Source organism: Neptuniibacter sp. QD34_54, assembly GCF_047778055.1.
Taxonomy (GTDB): Bacteria; Pseudomonadota; Gammaproteobacteria; order Pseudomonadales; family Balneatricaceae; genus Neptuniibacter.
The window spans coordinates 1,770,404-1,797,287 of sequence record NZ_CP180546.1; the positions used below are offsets into that span (position 1 = coordinate 1,770,404).

23 protein-coding genes are annotated in these 26,884 nt (G+C 44.5%); 17 read left to right on the forward strand and 6 right to left on the reverse strand.

Translation table 11 applies throughout. The annotated features are described in order from the left end of the window. Window position 1 precedes the first annotated feature (1 nt). Window positions 2–343: an SCP2 sterol-binding domain-containing protein gene (locus ACMXYP_RS08065; protein ID WP_415884497.1), complete on the reverse strand. Its 342-nt coding sequence runs from the start codon at window positions 341–343 to the stop codon at window positions 2–4. An 89-nt stretch (window positions 344–432) separates the two neighbouring features. Between ACMXYP_RS08065 and sohB the strand changes: the two genes are divergently transcribed. The 5 genes from sohB (at window position 433) to ACMXYP_RS08090 (ending at window position 5,002) form a co-directional block, all read left to right on the forward strand. Beyond that, window positions 433–1,494 (forward strand): protease SohB, encoded by a 1,062-nt coding sequence (gene sohB / locus ACMXYP_RS08070; RefSeq protein WP_415884498.1) that lies wholly within the window; start codon window positions 433–435, stop codon window positions 1,492–1,494. Between the two features lie 239 nt (window positions 1,495–1,733). Then, a complete protein-coding gene (locus ACMXYP_RS08075) occupies window positions 1,734–2,393 on the forward strand; it encodes a TetR/AcrR family transcriptional regulator (protein ID WP_415884499.1) in 660 nt (219 codons plus the stop codon). 4 nt (window positions 2,394–2,397) lie between these two features. Beyond that, on the forward strand, window positions 2,398–2,877 hold the full coding sequence (locus ACMXYP_RS08080) for a L,D-transpeptidase family protein (protein ID WP_415884500.1): 480 nt from the start codon (window positions 2,398–2,400) through the stop codon (window positions 2,875–2,877). A 5-nt stretch (window positions 2,878–2,882) separates the two neighbouring features. Beyond that, window positions 2,883–3,890 carry a beta-N-acetylhexosaminidase gene (gene nagZ, locus ACMXYP_RS08085; protein WP_415884501.1) on the forward strand — a complete coding sequence of 336 codons (1,008 nt, stop codon included), beginning with the start codon at window positions 2,883–2,885 and terminating at the stop codon, window positions 3,888–3,890. Continuing rightward, window positions 3,887–5,002, forward strand: coding sequence for a mechanosensitive ion channel family protein (locus tag ACMXYP_RS08090; protein WP_415884502.1), 1,116 nt, complete (start codon window positions 3,887–3,889; stop codon window positions 5,000–5,002). Before nagZ ends, ACMXYP_RS08090 begins: the two co-directional genes overlap by 4 nt. 60 nt (window positions 5,003–5,062) lie before the next feature. Here ACMXYP_RS08090 and ACMXYP_RS08095 read toward each other — a convergent pair whose 3' ends face one another. Together ACMXYP_RS08095 and mfd are read right to left on the reverse strand one after the other, a co-directional pair. Beyond that, the gene (locus ACMXYP_RS08095; RefSeq protein WP_415884503.1) at window positions 5,063–5,791 is read right to left on the reverse strand and encodes a CsiV family protein; all 729 of its coding nucleotides are present in this window, start codon (window positions 5,789–5,791) and stop codon (window positions 5,063–5,065) included. Next, entirely contained in the window at window positions 5,788–9,240 is a 3,453-nt protein-coding gene (gene mfd, locus ACMXYP_RS08100; protein WP_415884504.1) for a transcription-repair coupling factor, read from the reverse strand. Before mfd ends, ACMXYP_RS08095 begins: the two co-directional genes overlap by 4 nt. 275 nt (window positions 9,241–9,515) lie before the next feature. On the opposite strand from mfd, the gene ACMXYP_RS08105 reads away from it, so the two are divergent. From ACMXYP_RS08105 to sthA, 10 genes are all read left to right on the forward strand, one after another. Further along, entirely contained in the window at window positions 9,516–10,949 is a 1,434-nt protein-coding gene (locus ACMXYP_RS08105; protein ID WP_415884505.1) for a glyceraldehyde-3-phosphate dehydrogenase, read from the forward strand. A 316-nt stretch (window positions 10,950–11,265) separates the two neighbouring features. Continuing rightward, window positions 11,266–12,606, forward strand: coding sequence for a Na(+)-translocating NADH-quinone reductase subunit A (locus ACMXYP_RS08110; RefSeq protein WP_415884506.1), 1,341 nt, complete (start codon window positions 11,266–11,268; stop codon window positions 12,604–12,606). A 2-nt stretch (window positions 12,607–12,608) separates the two neighbouring features. Further along, on the forward strand, window positions 12,609–13,820 hold the full coding sequence (locus ACMXYP_RS08115) for an NADH:ubiquinone reductase (Na(+)-transporting) subunit B (RefSeq protein ID WP_415884507.1): 1,212 nt from the start codon (window positions 12,609–12,611) through the stop codon (window positions 13,818–13,820). Further along, window positions 13,807–14,583 carry a Na(+)-translocating NADH-quinone reductase subunit C gene (locus tag ACMXYP_RS08120; protein ID WP_415884508.1) on the forward strand — a complete coding sequence of 259 codons (777 nt, stop codon included), beginning with the start codon at window positions 13,807–13,809 and terminating at the stop codon, window positions 14,581–14,583. Before ACMXYP_RS08115 ends, ACMXYP_RS08120 begins: the two co-directional genes overlap by 14 nt. Before the next feature lie 3 nt (window positions 14,584–14,586). Then, window positions 14,587–15,246, forward strand: a complete 660-nt coding sequence (locus ACMXYP_RS08125; RefSeq protein WP_415884509.1) for an NADH:ubiquinone reductase (Na(+)-transporting) subunit D — start codon at window positions 14,587–14,589, stop codon at window positions 15,244–15,246. Then, window positions 15,246–15,854: an NADH:ubiquinone reductase (Na(+)-transporting) subunit E gene (gene nqrE, locus ACMXYP_RS08130; protein WP_415884510.1), complete on the forward strand. Its 609-nt coding sequence runs from the start codon at window positions 15,246–15,248 to the stop codon at window positions 15,852–15,854. The genes ACMXYP_RS08125 and nqrE overlap by 1 nt, the downstream gene beginning before the upstream one ends. A 33-nt stretch (window positions 15,855–15,887) precedes the next feature. Further along, on the forward strand, window positions 15,888–17,114 hold the full coding sequence (nqrF, locus tag ACMXYP_RS08135; protein WP_415884511.1) for an NADH:ubiquinone reductase (Na(+)-transporting) subunit F: 1,227 nt from the start codon (window positions 15,888–15,890) through the stop codon (window positions 17,112–17,114). 7 nt (window positions 17,115–17,121) lie between these two features. Beyond that, on the forward strand, window positions 17,122–18,156 hold the full coding sequence (locus ACMXYP_RS08140) for an FAD:protein FMN transferase (protein WP_415884512.1): 1,035 nt from the start codon (window positions 17,122–17,124) through the stop codon (window positions 18,154–18,156). 9 nt (window positions 18,157–18,165) lie between these two features. Beyond that, window positions 18,166–18,405 (forward strand): (Na+)-NQR maturation NqrM, encoded by a 240-nt coding sequence (gene nqrM / locus ACMXYP_RS08145; RefSeq protein ID WP_415884513.1) that lies wholly within the window; start codon window positions 18,166–18,168, stop codon window positions 18,403–18,405. Between the two features lie 87 nt (window positions 18,406–18,492). Beyond that, window positions 18,493–19,896, forward strand: a complete 1,404-nt coding sequence (gene sthA / locus ACMXYP_RS08150; protein ID WP_415884514.1) for a Si-specific NAD(P)(+) transhydrogenase — start codon at window positions 18,493–18,495, stop codon at window positions 19,894–19,896. 114 nt (window positions 19,897–20,010) lie between these two features. Here the strand turns inward: sthA and ACMXYP_RS08155 are convergent, their stop codons facing one another. Further along, a complete protein-coding gene (locus tag ACMXYP_RS08155; protein ID WP_415884515.1) occupies window positions 20,011–20,220 on the reverse strand; it encodes a hypothetical protein in 210 nt (69 codons plus the stop codon). Window positions 20,221–20,742: 522 nt separating this feature from the next. Next, window positions 20,743–22,971: an NADP-dependent isocitrate dehydrogenase gene (locus ACMXYP_RS08160; protein WP_415884516.1), complete on the reverse strand. Its 2,229-nt coding sequence runs from the start codon at window positions 22,969–22,971 to the stop codon at window positions 20,743–20,745. A gap of 373 nt (window positions 22,972–23,344) precedes the next feature. On the opposite strand from ACMXYP_RS08160, the gene ACMXYP_RS08165 reads away from it, so the two are divergent. Then, window positions 23,345–23,533, forward strand: coding sequence for an oxidoreductase-like domain-containing protein (locus ACMXYP_RS08165; protein ID WP_415884517.1), 189 nt, complete (start codon window positions 23,345–23,347; stop codon window positions 23,531–23,533). A 14-nt stretch (window positions 23,534–23,547) separates the two neighbouring features. Continuing rightward, on the forward strand, window positions 23,548–23,709 hold the full coding sequence (locus ACMXYP_RS08170) for a hypothetical protein (RefSeq protein WP_415884518.1): 162 nt from the start codon (window positions 23,548–23,550) through the stop codon (window positions 23,707–23,709). A gap of 81 nt (window positions 23,710–23,790) precedes the next feature. On the opposite strand, the gene rne is transcribed toward ACMXYP_RS08170, so the two are convergent. Then, the gene (gene rne, locus ACMXYP_RS08175; RefSeq protein ID WP_415884519.1) at window positions 23,791–26,520 is read right to left on the reverse strand and encodes a ribonuclease E; all 2,730 of its coding nucleotides are present in this window, start codon (window positions 26,518–26,520) and stop codon (window positions 23,791–23,793) included. Between the last annotated feature and the right edge of the window lie 364 nt (window positions 26,521–26,884).

A 26,884-nucleotide genomic window follows, 5' to 3' on the forward strand; every position in this document is an offset into this window, starting at 1 on the left:
CTTATTGATCTGCTTGTTTTTCTCGACTAAATAATTTGCCAAGTTTAGTCGCTAACATGATGTTGCCTTCTGCTCTTAACTGACCAGAAAGGAAGGCACTCATACCATCTTTTTCACCGTTGATTACACTCACCATTGTTTCTGCTTCCATGATAAGTGTCACATTTGGATCATCATGGTCACCCGTCAAAACGTTACACTGAGCATCTTTGATTTCGATATAGAAGTTTTGATCGTCTTCTAGTTCAAATTGAAAGACAGCTTCAAGATCCACAGCATTTTGAGAAACAAATCGACTCGGTAATTTTTCAACAACTTTGCTAACAGATATCTCTTGGCTCATTACTACGTTATCTCAAACGGGTGGGTAAAAGGGGGATTTATGATACATTAGCGGTCCTTCTACTTATAGTTTATTTCGGAGTTTTCTCTGTGGTTGAATTTTTCAGTGAATACGGCCTGTTTTTGGCTAAATCGGTAACTATTGTTATTGCCATTATTGCGGTTGTTGCAGGTATTGCTGTTGTTTCTTCTCGTTCTCGTAAAGATGGTCATCAAGGTGAGATTGAAGTGACTCATTTTAATGATGAGCTTTTGGATATGAAGGAAGCGCTAGAAGATGCGATTCTTGATAAAGAAACGCTAAAAGCGATGCAGAAAGAAGAGAAGAAGAAAGAAAAAGAAGAGAAAAAGGCGCGTAAGAAAAACCCACCGAAAGAAGATGAGCCGCGTCGTAAGCGTATCTACGTTTTGGATTTTGATGGTGATGTGAAAGCAAGTGAAGTTGAACCTTTCCGTCAAGAAGTGTCAGCAGTTTTGATGATGGCTGAGCCGCAGGACGAAGTAGTTATTCGTCTAGAAAGCCCTGGCGGTATGGTGCATGAGTATGGTCTTGCGTCTTCTCAAATTGAACGTATCAAGCGTAAAGAGATTCCGCTAACGATCTGTGTAGATCGAGTTGCAGCCAGTGGCGGTTACATGATGGCGTGTTTGGCGGATAAACTGATTGCAGCGCCATTTGCTATTGTCGGTTCTATCGGTGTGATCGCTCAGTTGCCGAACTTTCATAAACTACTTAAGAAAAACGATATTGATTTTGAAGTGCTAACTGCAGGTGAATACAAGCGTACTTTGACTGTGTTTGGTGAGAATACTGATAAAGGTCGTGAGAAGTTTAAGGAAGAGTTAGAAGAGACGCATGAGCTGTTTAAGAGCTTTGTTCACGAGTACCGCGACGTTGTTGATATAGATAAGGTGGCTACAGGTGAAATTTGGTTTGGCAAACAGGCGCTTGATGTCAACTTAGTTGATGAGTTGATGACATCTGATCAGTACTTAATGGATGCGTCAGATGAGAGTGATATTTTTGAAGTTCGTTACGAACAGAAGAAAACGCTACAAGACAAGATCTCTGATATGGCTGCGGATTCTAGCGATAAGGTATTAACAAAGTGGTGGAGCCGTTTAACGCGCCAAAACATTATTAATCGCTAATCTATTTGGCTGGGGAGGTGATTCCAAGTGAGCACCTCCTTAGTTTTTATCCTTTCATTTTCTATTCATTTCTTTTTGCTATTCTTCCTACCTGATTCAACGACCAGTTGTACTTAATACTTAGTTTCATAAATTTGGTAGTAAACAAAGATTTACCCGTAATAATGACTTGATTTAATACAGGTGATTATCGTTATAATTCATTCTTCATTTGTTTGAAACGCTGGTTTGGAGTACTGATGCATCACAAGGGAACATCGGCAAGTATTGTGCAGGCTGCTGAAACATTATTTGCTGAGCAGGGGTTTGCTGAAACAACTGTTCGTCAGATAACCAGTCGAGCAGACGTTAACTTAGCAGCTATCAACTATCATTTCGGTTCGAAAAAAGGCCTGATACAGGCCGTTGCTGAAAAGTTTCTAGAACCCTTGTGCGATGAGCTCGGCATGCTATTAGATCAGCGCTTGGCAAATGCAGATGGTCAACAGCCTTCTCTCGAAGAGCTTTTAGAAATGTTGATGCGCGCTTTGCTTTTGGTGAACCGCGACAACGTTAATGCGCTATCTGTATTTATGAGGCTGCTAGAGCTGTCTTATATGAAGAATCAAGAAGAACTGCGCGATTTCTTGATCGAACGTTATAGTGAGAAAGTTCAGCCTTTCATCAAACTCCTACGTCAAGATTCTGCACCAATGGAAGATGATGAGTTCTTCTGGAGGCTTCATTTCCTCCTTGGTTCTATTACTTTTACTTTGTCGAACTTCCATACGCTCAATGCGATTGAAAAACGTGAGTTCCAAGGTAGCGCAGAAGTAGAGCAGATCTTGCATCGAATGATTCCTGTTTTATCTGCTGGCCTTCAGGCGAGAGCGGATAAAACTTATTTCTGCCGTTTGTAATCCTATGCTCTGTATTAGAGTATCTATCGCTCGACAAACATTGGAACTGTCGAGCGGCAACAGGCTGCTGCAGAGCTATTCCATTTCTACTTCGCTCAATGGTCCGGGCGAACAAAAGAATAGTGGTTGTACACCCAGAGGTCGTCACTACATTCGTGCCATGATCGGTTCGGACGCTCCAGAAAATGCTGTTTTTATTGGTCGACGCCAAACAGGCGAAATTTATTCGCAAGAGCTGGCTGCGGCTTATCCTAATCGTGATTGGATCCTGACACGTATTATGTGGCTATCCGGTTTAGAAGTCGGTCATAATCGCTTAGGTCAAGTTGATACCATGCAGCGTTATGTCTATATCCACGGCACCCCAGATACTGAGCCAATGGGAGTGGCTAAATCTCATGGATGTATTCGAATGAGAAACAGCGATTTGATTGAACTGTTTTCTAAAGTATCAGCCGGTACATCTGTTTTAATTGAAGAATAATCTCTATGTCTGAAGTTACCCTGTTTCTAGACCTTGAAGGTACGGAATTAACCGCTGAAGAAAAGGATCTTCTAAAACATCCTTACATCGGTGGCGTTATTTTATTTGCACGTAATACAGAAAGCGCAGAACAAGTTGCGGCGCTCGTGGCTTCAGTGCGATCGATTCGTGAAGAGCTTGTGATTAGTATCGACCAAGAGGGTGGTCGAGTTCAGCGTTTGAAGAAGGGAGTTACAGTGCTGCCTCCGGTCAAAGCGATTTCAAAGCAATACTCTGGGGCTTCTGAAGGTGTTATTGCTGCAAAAGAGCTTGGCTATCTGATGGCGGCAGAACTGCGTCAGCTTGATGTCGATCTAAGCTTCGCACCGGTTTTGGATGTCGATTATGGGCGTAATACGGTAATCGGCAATCGTGCGTTTGGCGAAGACTATGAAACAGTTACAGAAATCTCTGCTGCGTATATAGAGGGTATGCGCTTAGCAGGCATGTCAGCAACGGGTAAGCATTTTCCAGGTCATGGTTGGGCGGATGCTGATACTCACCATGCTGATGCGATCGATGGCCGATCTTTTGATGAGTTATGGGCGACCGATATGGTGCCGTTCAGGCAGGCGGTTGATAATAATTTAGAGGCGATGATGTTCGCTCACGTGCATTATCCTGAATGTGATTCTTCTCCAGCGGGTTTTTCTTCTTTCTGGTTGGATGAGACTTTGAGGAAGAAAATGGGCTTCGGTGGAATTATCTTTAGTGACGACCTGAGTATGAAAGCAGCCCATAGTGCAGGTGGTTATGCGGAGCGTGCTGATAAGGCGGTAGCTTCGGGTTGTCAGGCGTTACTTTGTTGTAATGAGCGCCAAGGTACATTGGATATTCTTAAGTACTTGGAAGCGTCTGATTTCAAACCTTTGAAAGAGATATCGTCTCTTAGAGGTAAAGAGTGGAATATGGATGAGGAGCGTTTAAGTGCTGCTCGCGTACTTGCAAATGATTTGCTGGATGTAGCGTTATGATCGATATGTTAAATCAGTTATTAACTGAGCATTTTCCTGACTATAGTGATTCTGCATGGCTCATTTTATCCATGGCTGTTTGTATTATAGCGGTTGTTGCTGATCTTGTTGCGCGCTCAACTATCAGTCAGCTGATGAAGCAAGCGGAAAAAACTAAAATCCTTTGGGATGATGTATTTCTGAATTCATTTAGCCGACCAGCACTGTTTTTGATCTGGTTAGCTGCCGGCTATTGGTTAATTCAGCTATTCGAACAGAACTTTGCCATTGAAGTGCTGGGTGATGATAACCCGTTACCTAAGCTGGTTCCTGTCATTCTCTTAGCCTGGTCGTGCTTGCGCTTCCTGAAGCGTTTGGAGCAGGTTCTGGTAATGCCAGACCGTATGAAAAAGCCTATGGATCCAACTACGGTTGGGGCTTTGGGTAGGCTTCTACGCTTAATTGTCTCCATCATCATTGTTCTGATTATTATGCAGAGCTATGGCTATAGTATCTCAGGTATTCTGGCGTTCGGTGGTATTGGTGGTATTGCAGTTGGTTTTGCTGCTAAGGATCTTCTGGCTAACTTCTTTGGTGGCTTGATGATCTACCTGGATCGTCCATTTAAAGTGGGTGACTGGATTCGTTCACCTGATCAACAGATCGAAGGTACGGTAGAGGACATTGGTTGGCGTCAGACCCGTATCCGTACATTTGATAAGCGTCCGTTGTACGTACCTAACTCGACTTTTACTAATATCTCAGTAGAAAACCCATCACGAATGACGAATCGTCGTATCTACGAATATATTGGTGTTCGTTACGATGATTCTGCTCAGGTTCTAGAAGTAATCAAAGCGGTCAAATCGATGCTGCGTATGCATCCCGAGATCGATCAGCAGCAAACGTTGATTGTTAACTTGGATCGGTTTGGGCCATCCTCGCTAGATTTCTTTATCTATACTTTCACAAAGACAACTGATTGGATTCGATTCCACGAGATTAAGCAGGATGTCATGATGCAGATTATGCAGATTGTTGAAGAGAAGGGTGCTGAATTTGCTTTCCCAACGACGACTGTTCACCTGAGTGGCGAGTTGCCTGAGTTGGTTAAGGCAACTGAAGGGAATTGATATTTACTTTCCGAAAAAAAAACCGGCTTTTGAGCCGGTTTTTTATGAGTGAAGAACGAATTAAAGTGGTGTGATCTCGACCAGAATGCCCATTAGAGGGTGATCGATATAATGCAGCTCTTTAGATTTCATGCGTCTTGCTTGATTCTGGTGAGCAGTCACAACTTCGGGAATCATAGGGAAGGAGGAAGCGGTCTCAGCTATTACTTGGGTTGTTTGAGTTGTCTCAGATTTTACTTCGCTATCTCCTTGCATGGTAAGCATGGCCTCGGTCTGAGTCTCTTCTGAAATCACTTCTTGTGCTTTGTTACTAGGGGCTGCAAGATGGCTAATATAAAGGTCAGGGCGGAAATGTAAGTATCGACCGCGACCAACTGCAATATGTCCCTCTAGCTCTTGCATACCATTATCTAAAACACGGCCTGCACTGATTTTGATAGGACGAGGGTTCTGGGTATGTGATACAGGTTGCATCCAAGCTTCATGGAAAAGAACCCGATAGTCTCCGCTATTATTTAATCGATTTTTAACGCTTTTAAGGCTGTGGCGGCTGGTGGGTAGGCTTTGATAAGCAGTTGGATTTTCTCCAGCCCCGGGTTTGCCTTTAAGTGCTACGGCGCGATCACGCAATGGAATTTCGTTAATCTCTGGCCAGAATTCCTCGTGGATTGCCATCGGATCATTGTTGGCAAAAATAATAACCTCTACTTTATACCAGCTGTTAGCAAATGCGCTGCTGCTGAAAATAAGTATTAAGGGTAGGAATATCGCTTTTAGCATTATCTTCATGATGTTTTAACTGCCAGATCACTCATAAGGCGTTCTACCGCTTTAAAGCGTTCTTCGGTTTTCTCCATATCTAAACTGAATCGCAGTTTGTCTGCGCCCTCAAGTTTATATTTTTGTGGCTGATTTTGAACCATTTTTACTAAAGTTAACGGATCTACTTTCGCATCAGTGGCAAATTCGATTCTGCCAACCTCGCTACCAGCATCAATTTTAACAATATTCATGGCTTCGGCGCGTAGTTTTAACTCAGTTAGCCTGAAGAGATTCTTAACCTGATCGGGTAGTAGACCAAAGCGATCAATCATCTCTATTTGTAGCTCTTTGAGTTCGGTAGCTGAGTTGGCATTAGCGATGCGCTTGTACAATATTAATCGGCTATGCACATCCGGCAGATATTCATCTGGGATCAACGCAGATAGATGTAAGTTTACATCAACACCTTGCTTGATCGGCTGATCCATATTTGGTGTTTTGCCTTCTTTAATGGATTCAACCGCTTGTTCTAGCATCTCCATAAATAGGGAGAAGCCAACCGTTTGCATCTGGCCGCTTTGCTCTTCACCCAATAGCTCGCCTGCACCACGGATCTCTAGATCGTGCGTCGCAAGAGTAAAACCTGCGCCAAGGTCGTCTGCGGACTCGATCGCTTCAAGACGCTTGATCGCATCTTTAGTCATCGCCTTCTTATGCGGTGTTAAAAGATAAGCATAAGCTTGGTGGTGTGAGCGTCCTACACGACCACGTAGTTGGTGTAGTTGTGCGAGACCGAATTTATCGGCGCGATCGATAATGATGGTGTTGGCGTTAGGTACATCAATACCTGTTTCGATAATGGTTGTACAAAGCAGGATGTTATAGCGCTTATGGTAGAAGTCAGACATAACCTGTTCGAGTTCGCGCTCTCGCATTTGGCCGTGACCAATACCGATACGTGCTTCAGGAACTAGTTCTTGTAACTCTTCTGCTGTTTTCTCAATACTCTTCACTTCGTTGTGCAGGTAATAGACCTGACCGCCACGAAGTAGCTCACGCAAAATGGCTTCTTTAACTAGAGTTGTGTCGCTATAGCGAACAAAGGTTTTAACGGAAAGCCGTTTCGCTGGTGGTGTTGCAATGATTGATAGGTCGCGAATGCCAGACATCGCCATATTTAGCGTACGAGGAATCGGTGTTGCAGTAAGGGTTAGAATGTCGACCTCAGAGCGAAGCGATTTTAGGCGCTCTTTCTGCTGAACACCGAAGCGATGTTCTTCATCAATAATCACTAGGCCTAGATCTTTGAAATTGATGTCGCCAGAGAGCAGTTTATGGGTTCCAACAACGATGTCGACGCTACCGGCCTCTAGCTTATCTAGGATGGTGCTTTGCTGCTTACCTGTTCTAAAACGTGAGATCAGCTCGACATTGACCGGCCAGTCAGCAAAACGGTCTTGGAAGTTCTGGTAGTGTTGCTGTGCGAGTAGTGTGGTAGGTACAAGAATAACGACTTGTTTGCCGCTCTGTACTGCCATAAATGCTGCGCGCATAGCAACTTCGGTTTTACCAAAACCAACGTCACCACATACCAAGCGATCCATAGGCTGAACTGCAGTCATGTCTCGAATGACATTTCCAATGGCTGCGGCTTGATCCGGTGTTTCTTCAAACGGGAAGGTAGCTGCAAACTGCAAGTACTGCTCATCAGGGTCGCTAAACTGGAACCCGATACGCGAGGCACGTCGAGCATAGATATCAAGTAGTTCGGCTGCTGCATCACGCGCCTTTTCAGCTGCTTTACGTTTAGCTTTCGTCCATTGCTCGGTGCCAAGTCGATGCAGTGGTGCGTGTTCGTCACCAGCGCCGGTGTAACGACTGATCAAGTGGAGCGCAGATACTGGTACGTACAGCTTTGCTTCATCTGCGTATTCAAGTGTTAGGAATTCGTTGGTTTGACCTTCGAGCTCGATAGTCTGTAAACCGAGATAGCGTCCTACACCGTGATCTAAATGAACAACAGGTGAGCCTGGATTTAGCTCTGATAGGTTGCGAATAACCTGATCATTCTGTTCCTGTTCTTTGCTCCGTCTACGACGCTGGAATACTTGGTGGCCAAATAGTTGCGTCTCAGTGATGATGTGTAGTTGACCTGAGATCGATAGGCCTTGCTCCAGTGGGTATTCCGTAATCGCTAGATCATAATCAGACTCACAGAATATTTGCCAGTTATCTACTTGGTTAGGCTTAACATTAATACGTGCGAGCAGTTCTAATAGTGCTTCACGACGACCTGCTGATTCGGCGCAAAATAGAATCGCGCCATCGCGCTCTGTTAAAAAGCCTTGTAATGCAGTTAACGGCTCTTTTAATTGAGAATTAACCGGTAGTGAAGGTGGTTCGGTACAAGGAAGGTTGCTACGACCTTGCTTCTCTTCAATAGACGCGTTAGATAGGCTGATGCGTCCATATTGCTTTAATGCTGAAAACAGTTCACTAGTGGAAATGAATAGTTCGTTTGGAGACAGTACTGGATTAGTAATGTCGTGACGTCGCTGTTCATAACGCTCATTAACTTCTTGGGCGAATAGTTCTGCAGTTGCTTCAAGCTCGCTATCGACAATAATCTGTGTTTGTTCAGGCAGTGAAGCAAACAGAGAGCTGCATTCTTCAAAGAATAGAGGCAGATAATACTCAATACCCGGTGAGGTCATACCATCAGAGATGTTGGTGTAGACAGGACATTGTCTGTAATCAACATCAAATCGCTCACGCCAACGAGATTTAAAACCGCTAATAGCACGTGTATCGAACGGAAACTCTTTAGCTGGCAGTAAATTTATTGCGTCGATCTGCTCAATTGATCTCTGCGTTTCTGGATCGAATGTTCTGAGTGTTTCAATCTCATCATCGAATAGCTCAATTCGATAAGGGTAGGGACTACCTGTTGGAAAAAGATCGATGATGGAACCACGGAAGGCAAACTCGCCATGTTCCATAACTGCGTCGACTGAGTGATAGCCTGCATCAACCAGTTGCTTACGTAAGTGTTCAGGGTTAATGGTTTGTTCTAGTTTTAGATCAAAACAGTTAGCGGCAATAAAATCAGCGGGTGCTGTTCTATGCATTAACGTACTTAAAGGTACGATCAATATGCCTTTACTTAGATTGGGTAGCCTGTTGAGCGTAGAGATACGTTCAGAAATGATGTCCTGATGCGGAGAGAACGTATCGTAGGGCAGTGTTTCCCAATCTGGGAATGAAAGAATTTCAAGTGAGCTGCTATCACTGGAGAAGAAACTTACTTCATCGTGTAACCGGTTCGCTGTGTTTGTATCGTTGGTTATGACTAAAGTGAAGCCATCAAACTGCTTTGCTGCATCTGTTATTAATAAGCCGGTACCTGCACCATAGGCTTGTCCGATCTGCTTCTTATCGCCGGGGCCTGTGGGTAGAGAGTAGTTCAGTTGCAGCACAGAGTTGCTCCTTTAATATGCGCTAACCAATAGTAAGGCGGGTAGTTTAACCGTTGTAGTTGTAATTGGTAGTTTTGAGCTGGGGTAAATGACTAAATATAAGTCTTATTCAGTAGGATAAAATATATGGTTCCAAAGTCTATCATGCTGCATTTGCTCAAAAGGGTGGAAAAGAGGATAATGCGCGCACCAAATTTTTAGGGTCCGACTAATACTAGTAATTTTCCTGTGTTAGTAGGGTACCAACGAGTTGACAAAACTTTTTGGAGTTTCATGTGAGCCAAGATCAAGTTTTTACAGATTGGAAAGAACGCGAAGCCTTAGCTGAAGCTATGGTTCCACTAGTAGGTGGTCTATACCGTGACCAGAACATCGAATCTTCAGTATTCGGTCGTCTGATCATCAAACGTTCTGTTATCGACATCCTAAAAGCACACCGTTTCGTGCGTCAGGTTGAAGAGCAGGAACTAACAGTAGTAGATACTTTTCCAATTCTGGAAGCTGTTAAAAATCTGAATGTACGCAATGCGCACATCGATGCAGGTAAGCTGGCAGTTAAATATCGCACAGAAGGCAACGGTCAGGACCTAGAAACATTCCTGAAAGCTGAGCTTGCTGATGCAATTGGCACGGAAGAGCGTGAACCTACTGATGTAGTTCTTTACGGTTTCGGTCGTATCGGTCGTCTGCTTGCTCGTCTTCTTATCGAGCGTACTGGTGGCGGTCAAGCGCTTCGTCTACGTGCAATCGTTGTACGTAAAGGTGCTGCAGCGCGTGATCTAGAAAAACGTGCTAGCTTGCTACGTCGTGACTCTGTTCACGGTTCTTTCAAAGGCACTATCACAGTTGACGAAGAGAACAACACAATCACGGCTAACGGTAACGTGATCCAAGTGATCTTCGCTAACTCTCCAGACGAAATTGATTACACTGCTTACGGCATCAATAACGCAATGGTTATTGATAACACGGGTAAATGGCGTGATAAAGAAGGTCTATCTCTACACCTTCAATCTAAAGGCGCTTCTCGCGCAGTTCTTACTGCGCCAGGTAAAGGTGTTAAGAACATCGTAATGGGTGTTAACGACGGTGATATCTCTCCGGAAGATACTATCCTGTCTGCTGCGTCTTGTACTACAAACGCAATTACGCCTGTACTAAAAGCGGTATACGACAAGTATGGTATCGAGAATGGTCACGTTGAGACTGTTCACGCTTACACTAACGACCAGAACCTAATCGACAACTACCACAAAGGTGATCGTCGTGGTCGTGCTGCTGGTTTGAATATGGTTATCACTGAAACAGGTGCTGCTAAAGCTGTATCTAAAGCACTTCCAGCAATGGAAGGTAAGCTGACTGGTAACGCTATCCGTGTTCCAACACCAAACGTTTCAATGGCTATTCTTAATCTGAACCTAGAAAGCGAAACTGACAAAGAAGAGCTAAATGCTTACCTTCGTGAAGCTGCGCTACATGGTTCTATGCAGAAGCAGATCGACTACAGCAACTCTCCAGAAGCTGTATCTACTGACTTCGTTGGATCTCGTGCTGCAGGTGTTGTTGATGCGTTGGCTACAATCGCTGGTGGTAAGCGTTGCGTACTTTATGTTTGGTACGATAACGAATTCGGTTACAGCTGCCAGGTTATCCGTATGATGCAGAAAATGGCTCAGTGCACTTTGCCAGCTTTCCCTAAGGAAGCTTAAGTGTAGCGAGTTGATTAAAAAGCCACCTATAGGGTGGCTTTTTATTTGCCTTATGTATGATATTTCTATTCGTTATATGCATATAACTATAAATTCCACCGCTAAAAGGCAAGATAATCGGCTGGAACGCGCTGATATTGCTGGGTCTTTGTAGAAAAATGACACGTCGCTCAGGTATACTTAGCCAGATTTTTGGGTGGGGTAATTCCATTTTCGTAATAACTACAAGATATCGACTACGTTCGGGGACAGGCCGTGTCGGAATCAAAATCGATTTTGGAATCCTGAAAGAATTTAACGTAATTGGGTGAGGCGTATGATCAAGATCAACAAAGGTCTGGATCTACCGATCACGGGCGCTCCTGAGCAATCTATTACAGATGGCCCAGCAGTAGACTCCGTTGCCGTAGTCGGCTTTGACTATGTAGGTATGAAACCTACCATGGCCGTCAAGGTAGGTGATCGAGTAAAACTCGGTCAAGTGATCTTTTCCGATAAGAAAACAGAAGGCGTTAATTACACAGCACCAGGTGCTGGTGTAGTTAAGGCAATTAACCGTGGTGAGCGTCGTGCACTTCAATCAGTAGTGATTGAGTTGGACGGTGATGAAGCGGTTGAATTTAACAAATATAGTGCCAATGAGCTGGCTGGATTGACGCGCGAACAAGTGCAAGACAATCTAGTGAATTCTGGTTTGTGGACTGCGCTTCGCACACGTCCATTTAGCCGTGTACCTCAGCCAGGTACTACTCCAAACTCTATTTTTGTTACAGCAATGGATACCAATCCATTAGCAGGTGACCCAGCTGTCATCATCGCTGAACAAAAAGAAGCATTCTCCCAGGGCCTTACTATCCTGACTAAGCTGTCTGAAACGACTGTTTATCTATGTAAAGCACCGGGTGCTGATATTCCATCTGCTGATGGTGTAACGGTAGAAGAGTTTGAGGGTGGTCACCCTGCAGGTAATGCTGGTACGCATATCCACTTCCTTGATCCTGTATCTCAGGAAAAAACAGTTTGGACAATTGGTTATCAGGATGTGATTGCAGTTGGTAAATTATTTACCGAAGGCAAGCTATTTACTGATCGTGTTGTTGCTGTTGGTGGTCCACGAGCTGCTAAGCCAGGTCTGTTACGAACTCGTTTGGGTGCGAACTTCGAACAGCTTCTTGCTGGTGCACAAAAAGAAGATCACAACCGTATCATCAGTGGTTCTGTGTGGAATGGTCGTACAGCTACTGAAGGTGCGTTTGCTTACCTTGGTCGTTACGCAAACCAGATCACTATTCTTGAAGAAGGCGACAAGCGTGAATTTATGGGCTGGGTTGTTCCTGGTACTAATAAGTTCTCTGTGCTTAATGTATTCGCTTCCTTCCTGAATCGTTCTAAGAAGTTTGATTTTACGACGACTACGAACGGTTCTGAACGAGCTATGGTTCCGGTTGGTCAGTTCGAACAGCTAATGCCAATGGATATTCTTCCAACGCAATTGCTGCGTGCACTAGTAACAGGTGACATTGTTCATGCAATGGAGCTAGGTTGCTTGGAGCTGGACGAAGAAGACCTCGCGCTGTGCACATTTGCCTGCCCAGGTAAATATGAGTACGGCCCAATCCTTCGCGACAACTTGACGCGTATCGAGAAAGAGGCCTGATCATGAGCTTGAGAAATATTCTTGATAAAATGGAGCCGCACTTCCACAAAGGCGGCAAGTATGAAAATTGGTATGCGCTTTACGAAGCTGCAGATACTATTTTCTACACTCCGGGTCATGTAACTAAAACAGCAGCTCACGTACGCGACGCGGTCGACCTGAAGCGTATGATGATCTTGGTGTGGATGTGTACATTCCCAGCAATTTTCTTCGGTATGTACAATGTTGGTTTGCAGGCTAATACTGCAATGGCCACGATGGGCATTACCGAACCATCATCTTGGCAAGCTGCTTTAGCAGGCGCTATTTCGGGTTTTAATCCTGATAGTGTGTGGGATAACATCATTCTTGGTGCTGCCTACTGGCTACCTATCTACATTGTTACCTTTGTAGTGGGTGGTTTCTGGGAAGTATTGTTTGCAATGAAGCGTGGCCACGAAGTAAATGAAGGTTTCTTCGTAACTTCTGTTCTTTTTGCTTTGATTCTTCCTCCAAGCATTCCGCTGTGGCAGGTTGCTCTAGGTATCAGTTTTGGTGTTGTAATTGGTAAAGAAGTATTCGGTGGTACCGGTAAAAACTTCCTTAACCCTGCGCTAACTGGTCGTGCATTCCTGTTCTTTGCTTACCCAGCGCAGATGTCTGGTGACGCAATCTGGACTGCAGTTGATGGCTTCTCTGGTGCTACAGCGCTTAGCCTTGCTGCATCTGGCGGTGTTGATGCAATTCTTGCGCAGAACATCACTTGGTTCGATGCATTCATCGGTACAATTCAGGGTTCTGTAGGTGAAGTATCTACTCTTGCGATTGCAGCGGGTGGTCTAGTACTACTTATTGCTAAAGTTGCTGCATGGCGTATCGTTGCTGGTGTCTTCTTGGGCATGGTTGCAACTTCTACGCTATTTAACCTGATCGGCTCTGAAACAAACCCTATGTTTGGTTTGCCATTCTATTGGCACCTAGTCTTGGGTGGTTTTGCCTTTGGTATGTTCTTCATGGCGACAGACCCAGTGTCTGCTTCTATGACTAACAAAGGTAAGTGGTACTTCGGTGCTTTGGTTGGTGTAATGGTTGTATTGATCCGTGTGGTTAACCCAGCATTCCCAGAAGGTATGATGCTGGCGATCCTATTTGCGAACTTGTTCGCACCGTTGATCGACAACTTTGTTGTTCAGGCAAACATCAAACGGAGGTTGGCGCGCAATGTCAGCAAGTAATGACACTATCGGTAAGACTATTACCGTTACAGTTCTTTTATGTGTTGTCTGCTCGGTAATCGTATCTGCGGCTGCTGTACTGCTTAAACCTAAGCAGGTAGCAAACAAGGATCAAGACCGTAAGAGCAACATTCTTACTGCAGCTGGTATCTCTGATGCTAATAAATCAGTAGATGAGTTGTTCGCTCAGATCACTACTAAGTACGTTGATCTAGAGACTGGCAAATTCACTACGGACGTTCCAGCTAAATACGATGCTAAGAAAGCAGCTAAAGACCCTCAGTTGGGTAAAGTGCTGACTAAAGATGTAGATATCGCTTCTATCAAGTATCAGGCTAAGGTTATGCCTGTGTACCTAGTAGAAAAAGATGGTCAGATTGAGAAATTGATCTTGCCAGTACACGGCTACGGTCTGTGGTCTACACTTTACGGATTCTTGGCGCTAGAAGGTGACTTGAATACAGTTGTTGGTTTTGGTTTCTACTCTCACGCTGAGACTCCTGGTCTAGGTGGTGAAGTTGATAACCCGAACTGGAAAGCGCTATGGCCAGGTAAAGAAATTTACCCTGCAGGTTCTATGGAACCAGCGATTGGCTTAATCAAGGGCACTGTAGATTCGTCTAACCCTAAAGCTAAGCATCAGATCGATGGCCTAGCGGGTGCGACGTTGACTGCAAACGGTGTTACGAACCTAGTTCAATTCTGGATGGGTTCCAACGGTTATGCACCGTTCTTGGCTAACCTGAAAGCAGGGGGGGCGTAAGCGATGTCACAAGCTAAAGAAGTACTGAGTACTCCAGTATTTAAGAACAACCCAATCGGTCTTCAGATCCTTGGTGTATGTTCTGCGTTGGCGGTTACCTCTAACCTAAATACTGCTCTAGTAATGACTATGGCAGTAATTGCGGTAACAGCATTCTCGAACTTGTTTGTATCGATTATCCGTAATCACATTCCAAGCAGTGTTCGAATCATCTGTCAGATGACTATCATTGCGTCATTGGTAATCGTTGTTGACCAGATTCTTAAAGCATTTGCTTACGATGTATCTAAGCAGCTTTCTGTATTCGTAGGTCTGATTATTACTAACTGTATCGTAATGGGTCGTGCTGAAGCCTTCGCTATGAAGAACCCTCCAGGTATCTCCTTTATGGATGGTATCGGTAACGGTCTAGGTTACGGTGTGGTTCTAATCTTCGTAGGTTTCCTACGTGAGCTATTCGGCGCAGGTAAACTGTTTGGTTACGAAGTTCTGCCTCTAGTAAACGATGGCGGCTGGTACTTGGCGAACGGTATGATGCTGTTGCCACCAAGTGCATTCTTCATTATTGGTATGTTCATCTGGTTGACTCGTACTTTCTACAAAGATCAAGTAGAAGCTCCAGAGTTTGAACTAGCTAAAAATACTAAGAAGGAGGCTGTGTAATGGAACAGTTAATCAGCCTTGCCGTTAAGGCGATTTTCGTTGAAAACATGGCGCTAGCATTCTTCCTAGGGATGTGTACTTTCTTGGCGATTTCCAAGAAGGTTCAAACGTCTCTAGGTTTGGGTATTGCTGTAGTCGTTGTGTTGGCAATCACAACACCTGTAAACAACCTAATCTTCAACTTGCTTCTTCGTGAAGGCGCGCTTGCATGGGCAGGTTACCCTGAAGTTGATTTGAGCTTCCTTGGTTACATCTCTTACATTGGTGTAATCGCGGCTATGGTACAGATCCTTGAAATGTTCTTGGATAAATACGTACCAGCTCTATACAACTCTCTAGGTGTTTTCCTACCTTTGATCACAGTTAACTGTGCAATCATGGGTGCGGCACTGTTCATGGTAGAGCGTGACTACACTTTCGGTGAGTCAGTGGTTTACGGTGTAAGTGCAGGTATCGGTTGGGCGCTAGCTATTACAGCGCTTGCGGGTATCCGTGAAAAACTTAAATACAGCGACGTACCAGAAGGTCTACGTGGTCTGGGCATTACCTTCATCACTGTTGGTTTGATGTCTCTAGGCTTCATGTCTTTCTCTGGTGTATCTCTTTAATGCCAACATGGTCGACAAAGGAAGGATTAGCCAATGAATGCTGAAATCGTTCTAGGTGTTGTCATGTTTACTGCAGTGGTGCTTGCACTAGTAGCAGTAATTTTGGCAGCTCGCTCTAAACTAGTAAGTTCTGGTGACGTTACGATTAACATCAATAACGATCCAGAAAAATCAATCACAGTACCTGCTGGCGGTAAACTGCTACAGACACTTGCTGATTCGGGTATCTTTATCCCGTCTGCTTGTGGTGGCGGTGGTACTTGCGCACAGTGTAAATGTGAAGTTCACGCGGGTGGTGGTTCTATGCTACCAACTGAAGAATCTCACTTTACAATGCGTGAAGCTAAAGAAGGCTGGCGTCTATCTTGTCAGGTAGCTGTTAAGCAGGACATGGACATCGAACTTGAAGAAGAGATCTTCGGTGTTCAGAAGTGGGAATGTACTGTTGAATCTAACCCTAACGTTGCTACGTTCATCAAAGAGCTGACTCTACGTCTGCCTGAAGGTGAGAATGTAGACTTCCGTGCAGGTGGTTATGTTCAGCTTGAATGCCCACCTCACGTTGTTAACTACAAAGATTTTGTGATCCAGGAAGAGTATCGTGGTGATTGGGATCAGTTCAACATGTGGCAGTATGTGTCTACTGTAACTGAGCCAACAATCCGTGCTTACTCTATGGCGAACTACCCGGAAGAGCGTGGTGTTGTTAAATTTAACATCCGTATCGCGTCTCCACCTCCGGGTACGGATCACCCACCGGGTATCATGTCTTCTTACGTATTTAACCTTGTTGAAGGTGATAAGATCACTGTATACGGCCCATTTGGTGAATTCTTCGCGACTGATAACGACAGCGAAATGGTATTCATCGGTGGTGGTGCTGGTATGGCGCCAATGCGTTCACACATCTTTGACCAGCTTAAGCGTTTGAACTCTACACGTAAGATCTCGTTCTGGTACGGTGCACGTTCTTTGCGTGAATCGTTCTACAACGAAGAGTACGACATGCTTCAGGATGAGAATGATAACTTTAAGTGGCACTTAGCGTTATCTGACCCTCAGCCAGAAGATAACTGGGATGGTATGACTGGCTTCATCCATAACGTATTGTATGAAAACTATCTAAAGGACCATGAAGCGCCTGAAGATTGTGAGTACTACATGTGTGGACCGCCAATGATGAACTCCGCTGTAATCCAGATGCTTCTAGATTTGGGTGTAGAGCGTGAGAATATCTTCCTTGATGACTTCGGTGGTTAAGTAAGATATGTTTGTCAAAAGACAAGCCTACAAATGGCCGGCAGCTCAGCTGCTGGCCATTTTGTTTTTATTGGCTTTGTTATCAGCCTGTAAGGAAAAGCCTCCTGAGGTTAAATCTCATCAAGGTTTAACAATGGGGACGACTTATACGGTCAAGTGGATTCCTATTCAGAATCAACCTGCTATCAATCCAGCAGTTTTCAATCAGGCCTTGCTAGAAGTAAATCAAGCAATGTCGACCTACATTGATGATTCTGAACTTTCTATTATTAATAAGCTTCCTGAGGGTAGTTCTGTTGAGCTCTCTAATGGGCTTGCTTTCCTTTTGTCCAAATCTATTGATATCAGTACTCTTTCTGCAGGTGCGTTTGATGTAACTGTTGGGCCGCTTGTAAATTTGTGGGGCTTTGGGCCGGATGGGCGTATAATTAAGGCGCCGTCCCAGCTTGAGATTCAACAGGTTCAGCAAGAGATTGGATATAACTATTTGGAACTTAATGGCAAAACGCTAACCAAAGAGAAGGCTAGTTATATCGATCTATCAGCGATTGCTAAAGGATATGGTGTAGATGTGCTTGCGACTTTATTAGAGGAGCGGGGTGTCGAAAGCTATCTTGTTGAAATTGGTGGTGAGTTGCGAGCTAAAGGGTTAAAGCCTGATGGTAGTGAATGGAAGATTGCTATTGAGTCTCCGACAGCAGGTTTTGATCGCTCGGTGCAACGAATTATCGCAGTTAAAGATGTAGGTATAGCTACGTCGGGAGATTACCGAAACTATTTTGAAGAGAATGGTGTTCGTTTTTCTCATACAATAGATCCGTCGACTGGCAGTCCGATTACCCATAGATTAGCATCTGTTACGGTGCTGATGCCGAGTTGTGCCGAGGCTGATGCCTATGCCACAGCGATGATGGTTATGGGCGAAGAGAGGGCGCAAGCATTTGCGCTTGAGAACGGTATCGAAGCTTTTTTTATCATTAAGGCCGAGAGTGGATTTGTTGAGAAAATGACTCCTGGTTTTAAAAAATATCTGGTTCAATAGGTTTTAATTATGAGCACAATTATCTTATCTTTTGTCATCTTGTTATGTGTCATAGTCGCCATGTCTGTTGGCGTGATTTTGGGTCGAAAGCCTATTAGTGGTTCTTGTGGTGGTTTGGCGAATGTCGGCATTGAAGGTAAGTGCAGTATCTGCGGCGATGACCCTCAAAAATGTGAAGAAGAGCAAGATAGACAAGCTAAAGAAGAAGCATCTGCAGATCTAAGTTACGAAGTTAAATCTAAAGAATAATTGAGAGCTACGTAACTAAGAGTAAGCTGTTCTTAATAAAAAGAGCAGCTGAAACAATAAGATATAATTATAAGATAGGGGTAAATGATGGCGGTATATGACTATGATGTCATTGTGATAGGTTCCGGTCCTGCTGGTGAAGGTGCAGCAATGAACGCCGCGAAAAAAGGGCGTCGAGTAGCTGTTATCGAAGAACAGGAGGCCGTAGGTGGTAACTGTACGCATAAAGGTACAATCCCATCTAAAGCGCTTCGCCACTCTGTAAAGCAGATCATAGAATTTAACACTAACCCTATGTTCCGTGATATCGGTGAGCCACGTTGGTTCTCCTTTCCTAAGGTTTTAAAGCGTGCAGAGAAAGTTATGTCCAGCCAGGTTATGCTGCGTACAAACTTCTATGCGCGTAACCGTATTGATGTTTTCTTCGGTGTAGCTGAATTTGAAGACAAGAATACAATTATTGTACGTGGTACCTCTAAGGGTGATGAGACACTGCGTGCTAAGAACGTTGTAATTGCAACAGGTTCGCGTCCTTATACGCCAGCTGATATCGACTTTAACCACCCTCGTATCTATAACTCTGATACAGTTCTCAAGTTAAGCCATACGCCTCGTACATTGATCATCTATGGAGCTGGGGTTATTGGTTCTGAGTACGCTTCGATTTTCAGCGGCTTGGGTGTAAAAGTTGATTTGGTTGATAGTCAGAGTCGTCTACTGTCTTTCTTGGATGCTGAGATCTCTGATTCATTGAGCTATCACCTTCGTAACAATGCTGTGAAGATTCGCCATAACGAAACTTATGAAAGTGTTGTTGCTGATGAGCGTGGTGTTACGCTTACGCTTCAGTCCGGTAAGAAGATTCGCGCAGATGCTTTCCTATGGTGTAATGGCCGTAGCGGTAACACCGAGACGCTTAAGTTAGAAAACATCGGCCTAGAGGCTAATAGTCGTGGTCAGCTAGAAGTTGACGATCACTACCGTACCGCTTGCGAAGGTATCTATGCTGCGGGTGACGTCGTAGGGTGGCCAAGCCTTGCTTCTGCTGCGCTTGATCAGGGACGTGCTGCAGCTGCAGATATGTTATCTGCCGAAGACTTCCGTTATATCAATGAAGTGCCTACTGGTATCTACACAATTCCAGAAATTAGCTCTGTAGGTAAAACTGAAGAAGAGCTAACAAAAGAATGTGTGCCTTACGAGGTAGGTCAGGCTTTCTTTAAAGACACTGCGCGAGCACAGATCTACGGCCAGCCAGTTGGTATGCTTAAGATTCTTTTCAATCGTGATACTTTGGAGATTCTCGGTATTCATTGCTTCGGTGAGCATGCATCAGAAATTGTGCATATCGGTCAGGCGATTATGGCTCAAGATGGTGAAGCGAATACACTTAAGTACTTCATCAACACGACGTTCAACTATCCAACAATGGCTGAAGCTTATCGAGTTGCGGCTATTGCAGGCTTAAACCGTATTGCGAACCTTTCATAAGAATTCTATGTTAGTTCAAAAAAGCACGCTTTTGCGTGCTTTTTTATTGTCTGTGTCCCGTCCTGAATAAGGTTGAATTGTTCTAAAAACAAGGGTTGTGATGCTAGAAAGCTTTCAGCGAAATACACTCCAAGAGGTTTGTTCGATTGAGGCGGTTCTAACTTTTTCTTTATGTCCAAGTTCATCAATCAAGCTATTCATAACCTGATCGTTCGCTAAGATTGCATCAACACGACCACTAAGAAGGAATGAAAGCAGTTTTCTATTGCCTTGTGGTGGGTTATTAATGGTTTGAAAGTCATTTTGTAAAAGCCACTTTTGCATATTGGCCCCTAAGAAGCTGGTAACTACGCCTCTCTGCTTAAAGTTGTCTGTCGATGGATCAAGTGTGTTTTTTTCAGCAAATACCAAGTCCACTTCTGTTCGGCAATGATCTGTGACATAACCGCGTATCTGTCCTGACCAAGGTTATGCGATGCGGCAAAAAAACTTCAGCAGCCTTATGTCTTGCCATGCTTTGTGCGCGCTTCCAGGGCGTAATAATTATTTCTAATGAATAGCCTGGTAATTTATTTATGGCGCATTTGACGACTTCTACAGCCGTGCCAGTGATTATTTTGTCTTGTATGTAGCTATAAGGTGGGAGCTGATGTGTAGTCAGTCTAATGTTGTCTGCTATAGCAATCTGAGGTGCTATAAAGAAGCATGCTAATGAGCATCGTTTGAATAGATTTCTCATTGGGCTACTGAGCTGGTTTTAGCGCTTTGCCTATGAGTATAGTAAAGACTGTTGTAGATAATAAAAAACCCGGCATTAAGCCGGGTTTTTTGTTAGCGGATCGCTAATTATTTAGTTGCTGCTGCAAGTGCTGCATTTAGTGTAGTACTTGGACGCATAACCTTTTTAACCAAGTCGCGTTTAGCGTGGTAGTAGCCGTCAAGCTCAGCTGGGGAGCCTTGGCACTCAGCAAGCTCAGATATAATCTGATCTTCTTGGCTTGTTAGAGTTTCAGCAAGCTCTTTGAAGTCTGCTGCAAGTTCTGGATCTTCAGTTTGAGCGGCTACTTCTTGTGCCCAGAATAGGCCTAGATAGAAGTGGCTGCCACGGTTATCTAGCTCACCAGTCTTACGAGAAGGCGATTTGTTCTCTTCTAGTAGTCGACCTGTAGCTGCATCTAGTGTCTTAGAAAGTACGGCAGCGCGTTTGTTGCCCTGCTTGATGCCTAGATCTTCAAGAGATACAGCTAGTGCTAGGAATTCACCTAGGGAGTCCCAACGTAGGTGGTTCTCTTCTTCAACCTGTTGTACGTGCTTAGGAGCAGAACCGCCTGCGCCAGTTTCATACATGCCGCCACCTTTAAGCATTGGCACAATTGATAGCATTTTCGCAGAAGTACCAAGCTCAATGATTGGGAATAGGTCGGTTAGGTAGTCGCGTAGTACGTTACCAGTAACGGAGATAGTGTCTTTACCGCGAACCATGCGATCCATAGTGAAACGAATAGCTTGGCTGTAAGATTTAACGTAAATCTCTAGGCCGTCAGTGTCGTGATCTTTTAGGTATTCGTTAACTTTCTTAGTTAATTCAAGATCGTGCGCACGTTCTTGGTCTAGCCAGAAGATAGCAGGAGTGTCGGACTGGCGAGCACGAGTAACAGCTAGTTTAACCCAGTCACGGATTGGCTCATCTTTAGTTTGGCATGCGCGCCAGATATCGCCTTTCTCAACTTCGTGTTCCATGAGAACAGTGCCATCCGCAGCTACTACACGCATTGTGCCTGCTTCAGTTTCGAAAGTTTTGTCGTGAGAACCGTATTCTTCTGCTTTCTTAGCCATCAAGCCAACGTTTGGAACTGTACCAATTTTAGTTGGGTCGAAAGCGCCGTTTGTTTTACAGAAGTTGATCATGTCTTGGTAGATACGTGCGTAAGTGCGCTCTGGCATTACTGCTTTAGTATCTTTTGGACGACCATCAGGGCCCCACATTTTGCCACCGTTACGGATCATTGCTGGCATAGAAGCATCAACGATTACGTCGGATGGAACGTGTAGGTTAGTGATACCTTTTACAGAATCAACCATCGCCATTTCTGGGCGGTGTTCGTGGCATGCGTGAATCGCTTCTTCAATCTCTTCACGCTTGGAGCGTGGAAGATCAGCGATCTTATCGTATACGCTACCAATACCGTTATTTGGGTTTACACCAAGTTCTTCGAAGAAGTCACCGTACTCATCGAATAGCTCTTTGTAGAATACAGTTACAGCGTGACCGAAAACGATAGGGTGGGAAACCTTCATCATTGTAGCTTTAACGTGTAGTGACCACATAACGCCAGTTTCTTGAGCGTCTTGCAGAGTCTCTTCAAAGAATTCACGTAGGGCCTTGCAGCTCATGCGCATGCTGTCGAAGATTTCACCTTTTTCTAGGCTAACTTCTTTTTTAACTTCAACGTTGCCAGCTGGATCTACGAATTCGATACGAACTGTGCCGGCTTCTTCCATAGTTAGGGATTGTTCGCTAGAGAAGAAGTCTCCGTCGCGCATGTAATCGGCGTGTGTACGAGAAGCCTTACTCCATTTGCCCATAGAGTGTGGGAATTTTCTAGCAAAAGCTTTTACTGCACCTGGTGCGCGACGGTCAGAGTTACCTTCACGTAAGACTGGGTTTACTGCAGAACCAAGGATTTTTGAGTAGCGCTGTTGTGCGTCTACATCTTCATCCGTCTTTGGATCTTCTGGATAATCAGGGATATCGTAGCCCTGGCCTTGAAGCTCAGTGATGCATGCTTTTAGCTGAGGGATTGAAGCACTGATATTTGGAAGCTTGATGATGTTTGCTTCCGGATCTTGAGTTAGTTCGCCTAGAAACTTTAGGCCATCTTCAACACGCTGTTCTGCAGTAAGCTTCTCAGGGAAGGCGGACAGTACGCGCCCAGCTAAAGAGATATCTGTGATTTTTACGTCGATGTCTGCTGCAGAAGTGAAAGCTCTTACAATTGGCAGAAGTGAACATGTCGCCAAGGATGGTGCTTCGTCGGTTAGGGTGTAATAGATGGTTTGTTTTTTTGTAGTCATTGTAATCCCCAAAGTTTTATGGCAGTGCGGCCAAGGGTTTAAATCAAGGTGGCTTGTGGCCGCCTTTCTCCACTATTTTTAAACCCGATGGTTGTAATTTAGTGACAGAATTATACTGAAATTAGACGCTGAGTCATACGTCTGGCCTATGTACTTATGGCTAATGTTGTTGTGTTTTTACAACTTTTTTTTAATTTTGCGCTTGTTGCAATGCAAAAAAGCGCTAACTCGTTAGTTTTTTTGTAGTTCGACTACTATTTATAGCTTACTTTTGTTGCAGTTTTTGTGTTGAGTGCTTGTGTGATACTTTAGGTTTAATTGCAATTTCAATAGGTGTTTTCTTTTGTAGAATGAACTTGTGAGTGAGGTTTATATGAGTTCGAAAGAAAAGCCAGTTCCCCCTGGGGACTTTGAGTGTTGCGAAAGTGGGTGTTCTCAATGTGTCTGGGATATCTATTTTGATGAGCTGGATCAGTGGAAAGCTGAGCAAAAACCTAAACAACCAAATGAAGCTCAAGACTCTCACGAAAAACGTGGAACTGAGTCGCAAGACAGACGCTAAGCGGTGGGTGATTTATGTCAGGTAAAGTTGTTAGTTTGGATGCTTCTAGAGAGAAGGCAAAACACAAGAAAAAAGAAGAAAAGTTAGAATCTATACAGAAAAGATTCGAAAAGGCTTTACCCTCAAAAGAAACTGATTCAAAGAAGAAGTTGCTGGATATTTTTAAGAAGAAGTAATTTTGTATTAATTGCTTGGTGGGTCTTTATATCAGGCAAAGAAAAAGGGGCTAAGTAGCCCCTTTTTTATTTGTTTCTAAATTATTTCTCAGTTGACTCTGATTCGGTGTTTTGACGTTTGCGAACTTCGCGCGGATCGTTAGGTGCGCGACGAGTGCGACGTTTACGAACAGGTCTTTGATTGGCTTCTGGCTCTGCTGTTGTGGTGTCAGTTGCTTCTGTGGTCTCAGTTGCTTCTGCAGTTTCAGTTGCATCTGCAGTTTCAGTCGCTTCCGCAGTTTCAGTTGCTTCTGTAGTTTCAGTTGCTTCTGTAGTTTCAGTTGCTTCTGCCGTTTCAGTTGCTTCTGTAGTTTCAGTTGCTTCTGTAGTTTCAGTTGCTTCTGTAGTTTCAGTTGCTTCTGTAGTTTCAGTTGCTTCTGCCGTTTCAGTTGCTTCTGCAGTTTTAGTGACTTCTGAAGTTTCAGTAACTTCTGCCGTTTCAGTTACTTCTGCCGTTTCAGTTACTTCTACAGTTTCAGTCACTTCTGCAGTTTCAGTCGCAGTTGCTTCTGTAGTTTCAGTTGGCGTTGTTTCAAATGTTGCTTCAGGTGCTTTAGCTTCAGGGCTTTCGCTTGCTGTGTTTGGAGCTTTTGCTTCATCACTAGTAGCTTTAGCAACTTGTGTTGTTTCTTTAGTTTCAACTTCTGTTGCTACGTTATTAGTGCGTTTAGCAGAGCGTTCAGTGGTGCGACGACGACGGCCACGGCGACGTGGATTGCGTGGTGCTTCTTCTTGCTCTTCAGTGTTCTGAGAGTCTGTGTTGCTCAGATCCTGTTTGCTTTTGGAATCTACCTGTTCGTTCTCGCCTTTACGTTTGCGGCGACGACGCTTTGGCTTATCTTCGTTTTGGTTTAGAGGCTGATCAGGCTCTGGTTGTACGGTAATGATCTCATCGTTCTGCTTTGGAGTGCGCTTACGATCATTGTCACGACGGCGACGCTTGCGGCTTGAATCAGTGCGTTCATTACGCTTACGTTTAGGGCGTGAAGTGCTCTTCTCTTCACTAGGCTGCTCTTGCTCAGTTGTTGTTTCTGAGCTGCCGCCACCAAAGAGGCTCTTGAACATGCCAACTACACGGCTGCCAAGGGACTCATTGTTTTTAACTGGTGCTGGGGCAGGTGTTTCTGCTTTAGGTGCTTCTGTTGCGGCTTCTGGTGCAGGTGTTTTAGGAGTAACGCTGCGCACAGCTGCTTGTTCGCGAGGAGCTGTAGCTTGGGAGGTAGCTGCAGCTTCTAGTGACTCAGCTTCTTCTGGTTCTGGCTGCATCGTGTAGCTAGCGTCATTTGTTGTCGCAACGGTGTGATCGTCACGTAAACGAACAACTTCGTAGTGCGGTGTTTCCATGTTCGGGTTAGGAACAATAACAACACGAACATCTTGGCGAAGTTCAATATCATGAACCGCATGACGTTTTTCGTTGAGTAGGTATGTTGCTACAGTAACCGGCAAAATTGCACGGATTTGAGCTGTACGGTCCTTACCAGATTCTTCTTCAATAAGGCGAAGAATGGATAGAGCAAGAGACTCCGTATCACGGATAGTGCCTTGGCCGTTACAGCGTGGACATACAACGCCGCGTGTTTCTGCAAGAGAAGGGCGTAAGCGTTGACGAGACATCTCAAGTAGGCCGAAGCGAGAGATTCGTCCCATTTGTACGCGAGCGCGATCAAGTTTTAGGGCATCTCTCAGGCGATTTTCTACTTCACGCTGGTTCTTGATTGGTGTCATGTCGATGAAATCGATAACAACCAAGCCGCCGATATCACGCAGACGTAATTGGCGTGCTATTTCGTCAGCTGCTTCAAGGTTGGTGTGAAGAGCTGTCTCTTCGATATCACCGCCACGTGTTGCTCGCGCGGAGTTGATGTCGATCGAAACAAGTGCTTCTGTAGGATCAATTACGATTGAGCCGCCAGACGGAAGTGTTACTTCGCGTTGGAATGCGGTTTCAATCTGAGTCTCAATCTGGAAGCGATTGAACAATGGTGTTTGTTCGGAGTAATGCTTAATTTTGTTTTCGTAAGTAGGCATTACCTGCTTAACGAAGTTTTTAGCATCTTCGAAAACTTGTGGGTCGTCGATTAAAACTTCGCCGATATCTGAGCGTAGGTAATCTCGAACGGCACGGATTACTACGTTGCTTTCCTGATAGATTAGGAATGGAGCAGGCTTTTCTTCAGAGGCTTGCTTAATAGCAGTCCATAGTGTTTGAAGGTATTCAAAGTCCCACTGAAGCTCTTCGCTTGTGCGGCCAACACCTGCTGTACGAACGATAATGCCCATCTGTTTAGGAACATTAACGCCGGAAAGTGCTTCTTTTAATTGTGTGCGTTCTTCGCCTTCGATGCGGCGGGAGATGCCGCCTGCACGAGGGTTGTTTGGCATAAGAACAAGATAGCGACCGGCAAGGCTAATGAAGGTGGTTAGTGCTGCACCTTTATTGCCGCGCTCTTCTTTATCAACCTGAACAATAACTTCAGTGCCTTCTTTCAGCACTTCTTTAATGTTTGGGCGTGAGCCGCGAGTAGGTGGCTTGATAAAGTATTCGCGAGAAATTTCTTTAAGCGGTAGGAAGCCATGGCGTTCAGCACCGTAATCTACGAACGCAGCTTCTAGGCTTGGTTCGATGCGGGTGATTTTGCCTTTATAAATGTTGGCTTTTTTCTGTTCTCTTGAGCCGGATTCAATATCCAGATCATATAAGCGCTGGCCATCAACCAGTGCTACACGCAACTCTTCAGGTTGAGTTGCATTGATAAGCATTCTTTTCATGACGTTCTCTTAATAGAACGCTTTTCGCCAAGCCAGAGTGCCCAGAGGGTACCCGTCTTTTGGACTCACATGCAGTATATAAGGCATTTACCCGATCAATTATGTTTCGGGCGGCTATAATAGCCAAGCCTGCAGCAATATGGTGCGCAGGGATTAAAGCCATCTAATCTGATGGTAATTTTTATTAATACGCAATCGGCGTATCAATCGTCCACGGTAGAGGAATCAGTAGCCTATTTCTTCTTCTAGCTAATTGTTACTGCTTCTTAAAAGCAGGTTCCTGGCTAAAGTACGTCTCTACCTCCAACCGGTCATACTCGGCTGGGTGAAAAGCTTTTTAATTAAATTCTTTGTTGCTGACGGC

What these genes read in the sequence shown, in the direction of transcription:
- nqrE (WP_415884510.1), top strand. Translation starts at nt 15,246, where the DNA reads ATGGAACAGTTAATCAGCCTTGCCGTTAAGGCGATTTTCGTTGAAAAC.
- ACMXYP_RS08165 (WP_415884517.1), top strand. Translation starts at nt 23,345, where the DNA reads ATGAGTTCGAAAGAAAAGCCAGTTCCCCCTGGGGACTTTGAGTGTTGC.
- ACMXYP_RS08115 (WP_415884507.1), top strand. Translation starts at nt 12,609, where the DNA reads ATGAGCTTGAGAAATATTCTTGATAAAATGGAGCCGCACTTCCACAAA.
- ACMXYP_RS08170 (WP_415884518.1), top strand. Translation starts at nt 23,548, where the DNA reads ATGTCAGGTAAAGTTGTTAGTTTGGATGCTTCTAGAGAGAAGGCAAAA.
- ACMXYP_RS08095 (WP_415884503.1), bottom strand. Translation starts at nt 5,791, where the DNA reads ATGAAGATAATGCTAAAAGCGATATTCCTACCCTTAATACTTATTTTC.
- ACMXYP_RS08090 (WP_415884502.1), top strand. Translation starts at nt 3,887, where the DNA reads ATGATCGATATGTTAAATCAGTTATTAACTGAGCATTTTCCTGACTAT.
- ACMXYP_RS08065 (WP_415884497.1), bottom strand. Translation starts at nt 343, where the DNA reads ATGAGCCAAGAGATATCTGTTAGCAAAGTTGTTGAAAAATTACCGAGT.
- ACMXYP_RS08080 (WP_415884500.1), top strand. Translation starts at nt 2,398, where the DNA reads ATGCTCTGTATTAGAGTATCTATCGCTCGACAAACATTGGAACTGTCG.
- ACMXYP_RS08110 (WP_415884506.1), top strand. Translation starts at nt 11,266, where the DNA reads ATGATCAAGATCAACAAAGGTCTGGATCTACCGATCACGGGCGCTCCT.
- nagZ (WP_415884501.1), top strand. Translation starts at nt 2,883, where the DNA reads ATGTCTGAAGTTACCCTGTTTCTAGACCTTGAAGGTACGGAATTAACC.
- sthA (WP_415884514.1), top strand. Translation starts at nt 18,493, where the DNA reads ATGGCGGTATATGACTATGATGTCATTGTGATAGGTTCCGGTCCTGCT.
- ACMXYP_RS08140 (WP_415884512.1), top strand. Translation starts at nt 17,122, where the DNA reads ATGTTTGTCAAAAGACAAGCCTACAAATGGCCGGCAGCTCAGCTGCTG.
- ACMXYP_RS08075 (WP_415884499.1), top strand. Translation starts at nt 1,734, where the DNA reads ATGCATCACAAGGGAACATCGGCAAGTATTGTGCAGGCTGCTGAAACA.
- ACMXYP_RS08155 (WP_415884515.1), bottom strand. Translation starts at nt 20,220, where the DNA reads ATGCAAAAGTGGCTTTTACAAAATGACTTTCAAACCATTAATAACCCA.
- nqrM (WP_415884513.1), top strand. Translation starts at nt 18,166, where the DNA reads ATGAGCACAATTATCTTATCTTTTGTCATCTTGTTATGTGTCATAGTC.
- rne (WP_415884519.1), bottom strand. Translation starts at nt 26,520, where the DNA reads ATGAAAAGAATGCTTATCAATGCAACTCAACCTGAAGAGTTGCGTGTA.
- nqrF (WP_415884511.1), top strand. Translation starts at nt 15,888, where the DNA reads ATGAATGCTGAAATCGTTCTAGGTGTTGTCATGTTTACTGCAGTGGTG.
- ACMXYP_RS08125 (WP_415884509.1), top strand. Translation starts at nt 14,587, where the DNA reads ATGTCACAAGCTAAAGAAGTACTGAGTACTCCAGTATTTAAGAACAAC.
- ACMXYP_RS08160 (WP_415884516.1), bottom strand. Translation starts at nt 22,971, where the DNA reads ATGACTACAAAAAAACAAACCATCTATTACACCCTAACCGACGAAGCA.
- ACMXYP_RS08120 (WP_415884508.1), top strand. Translation starts at nt 13,807, where the DNA reads ATGTCAGCAAGTAATGACACTATCGGTAAGACTATTACCGTTACAGTT.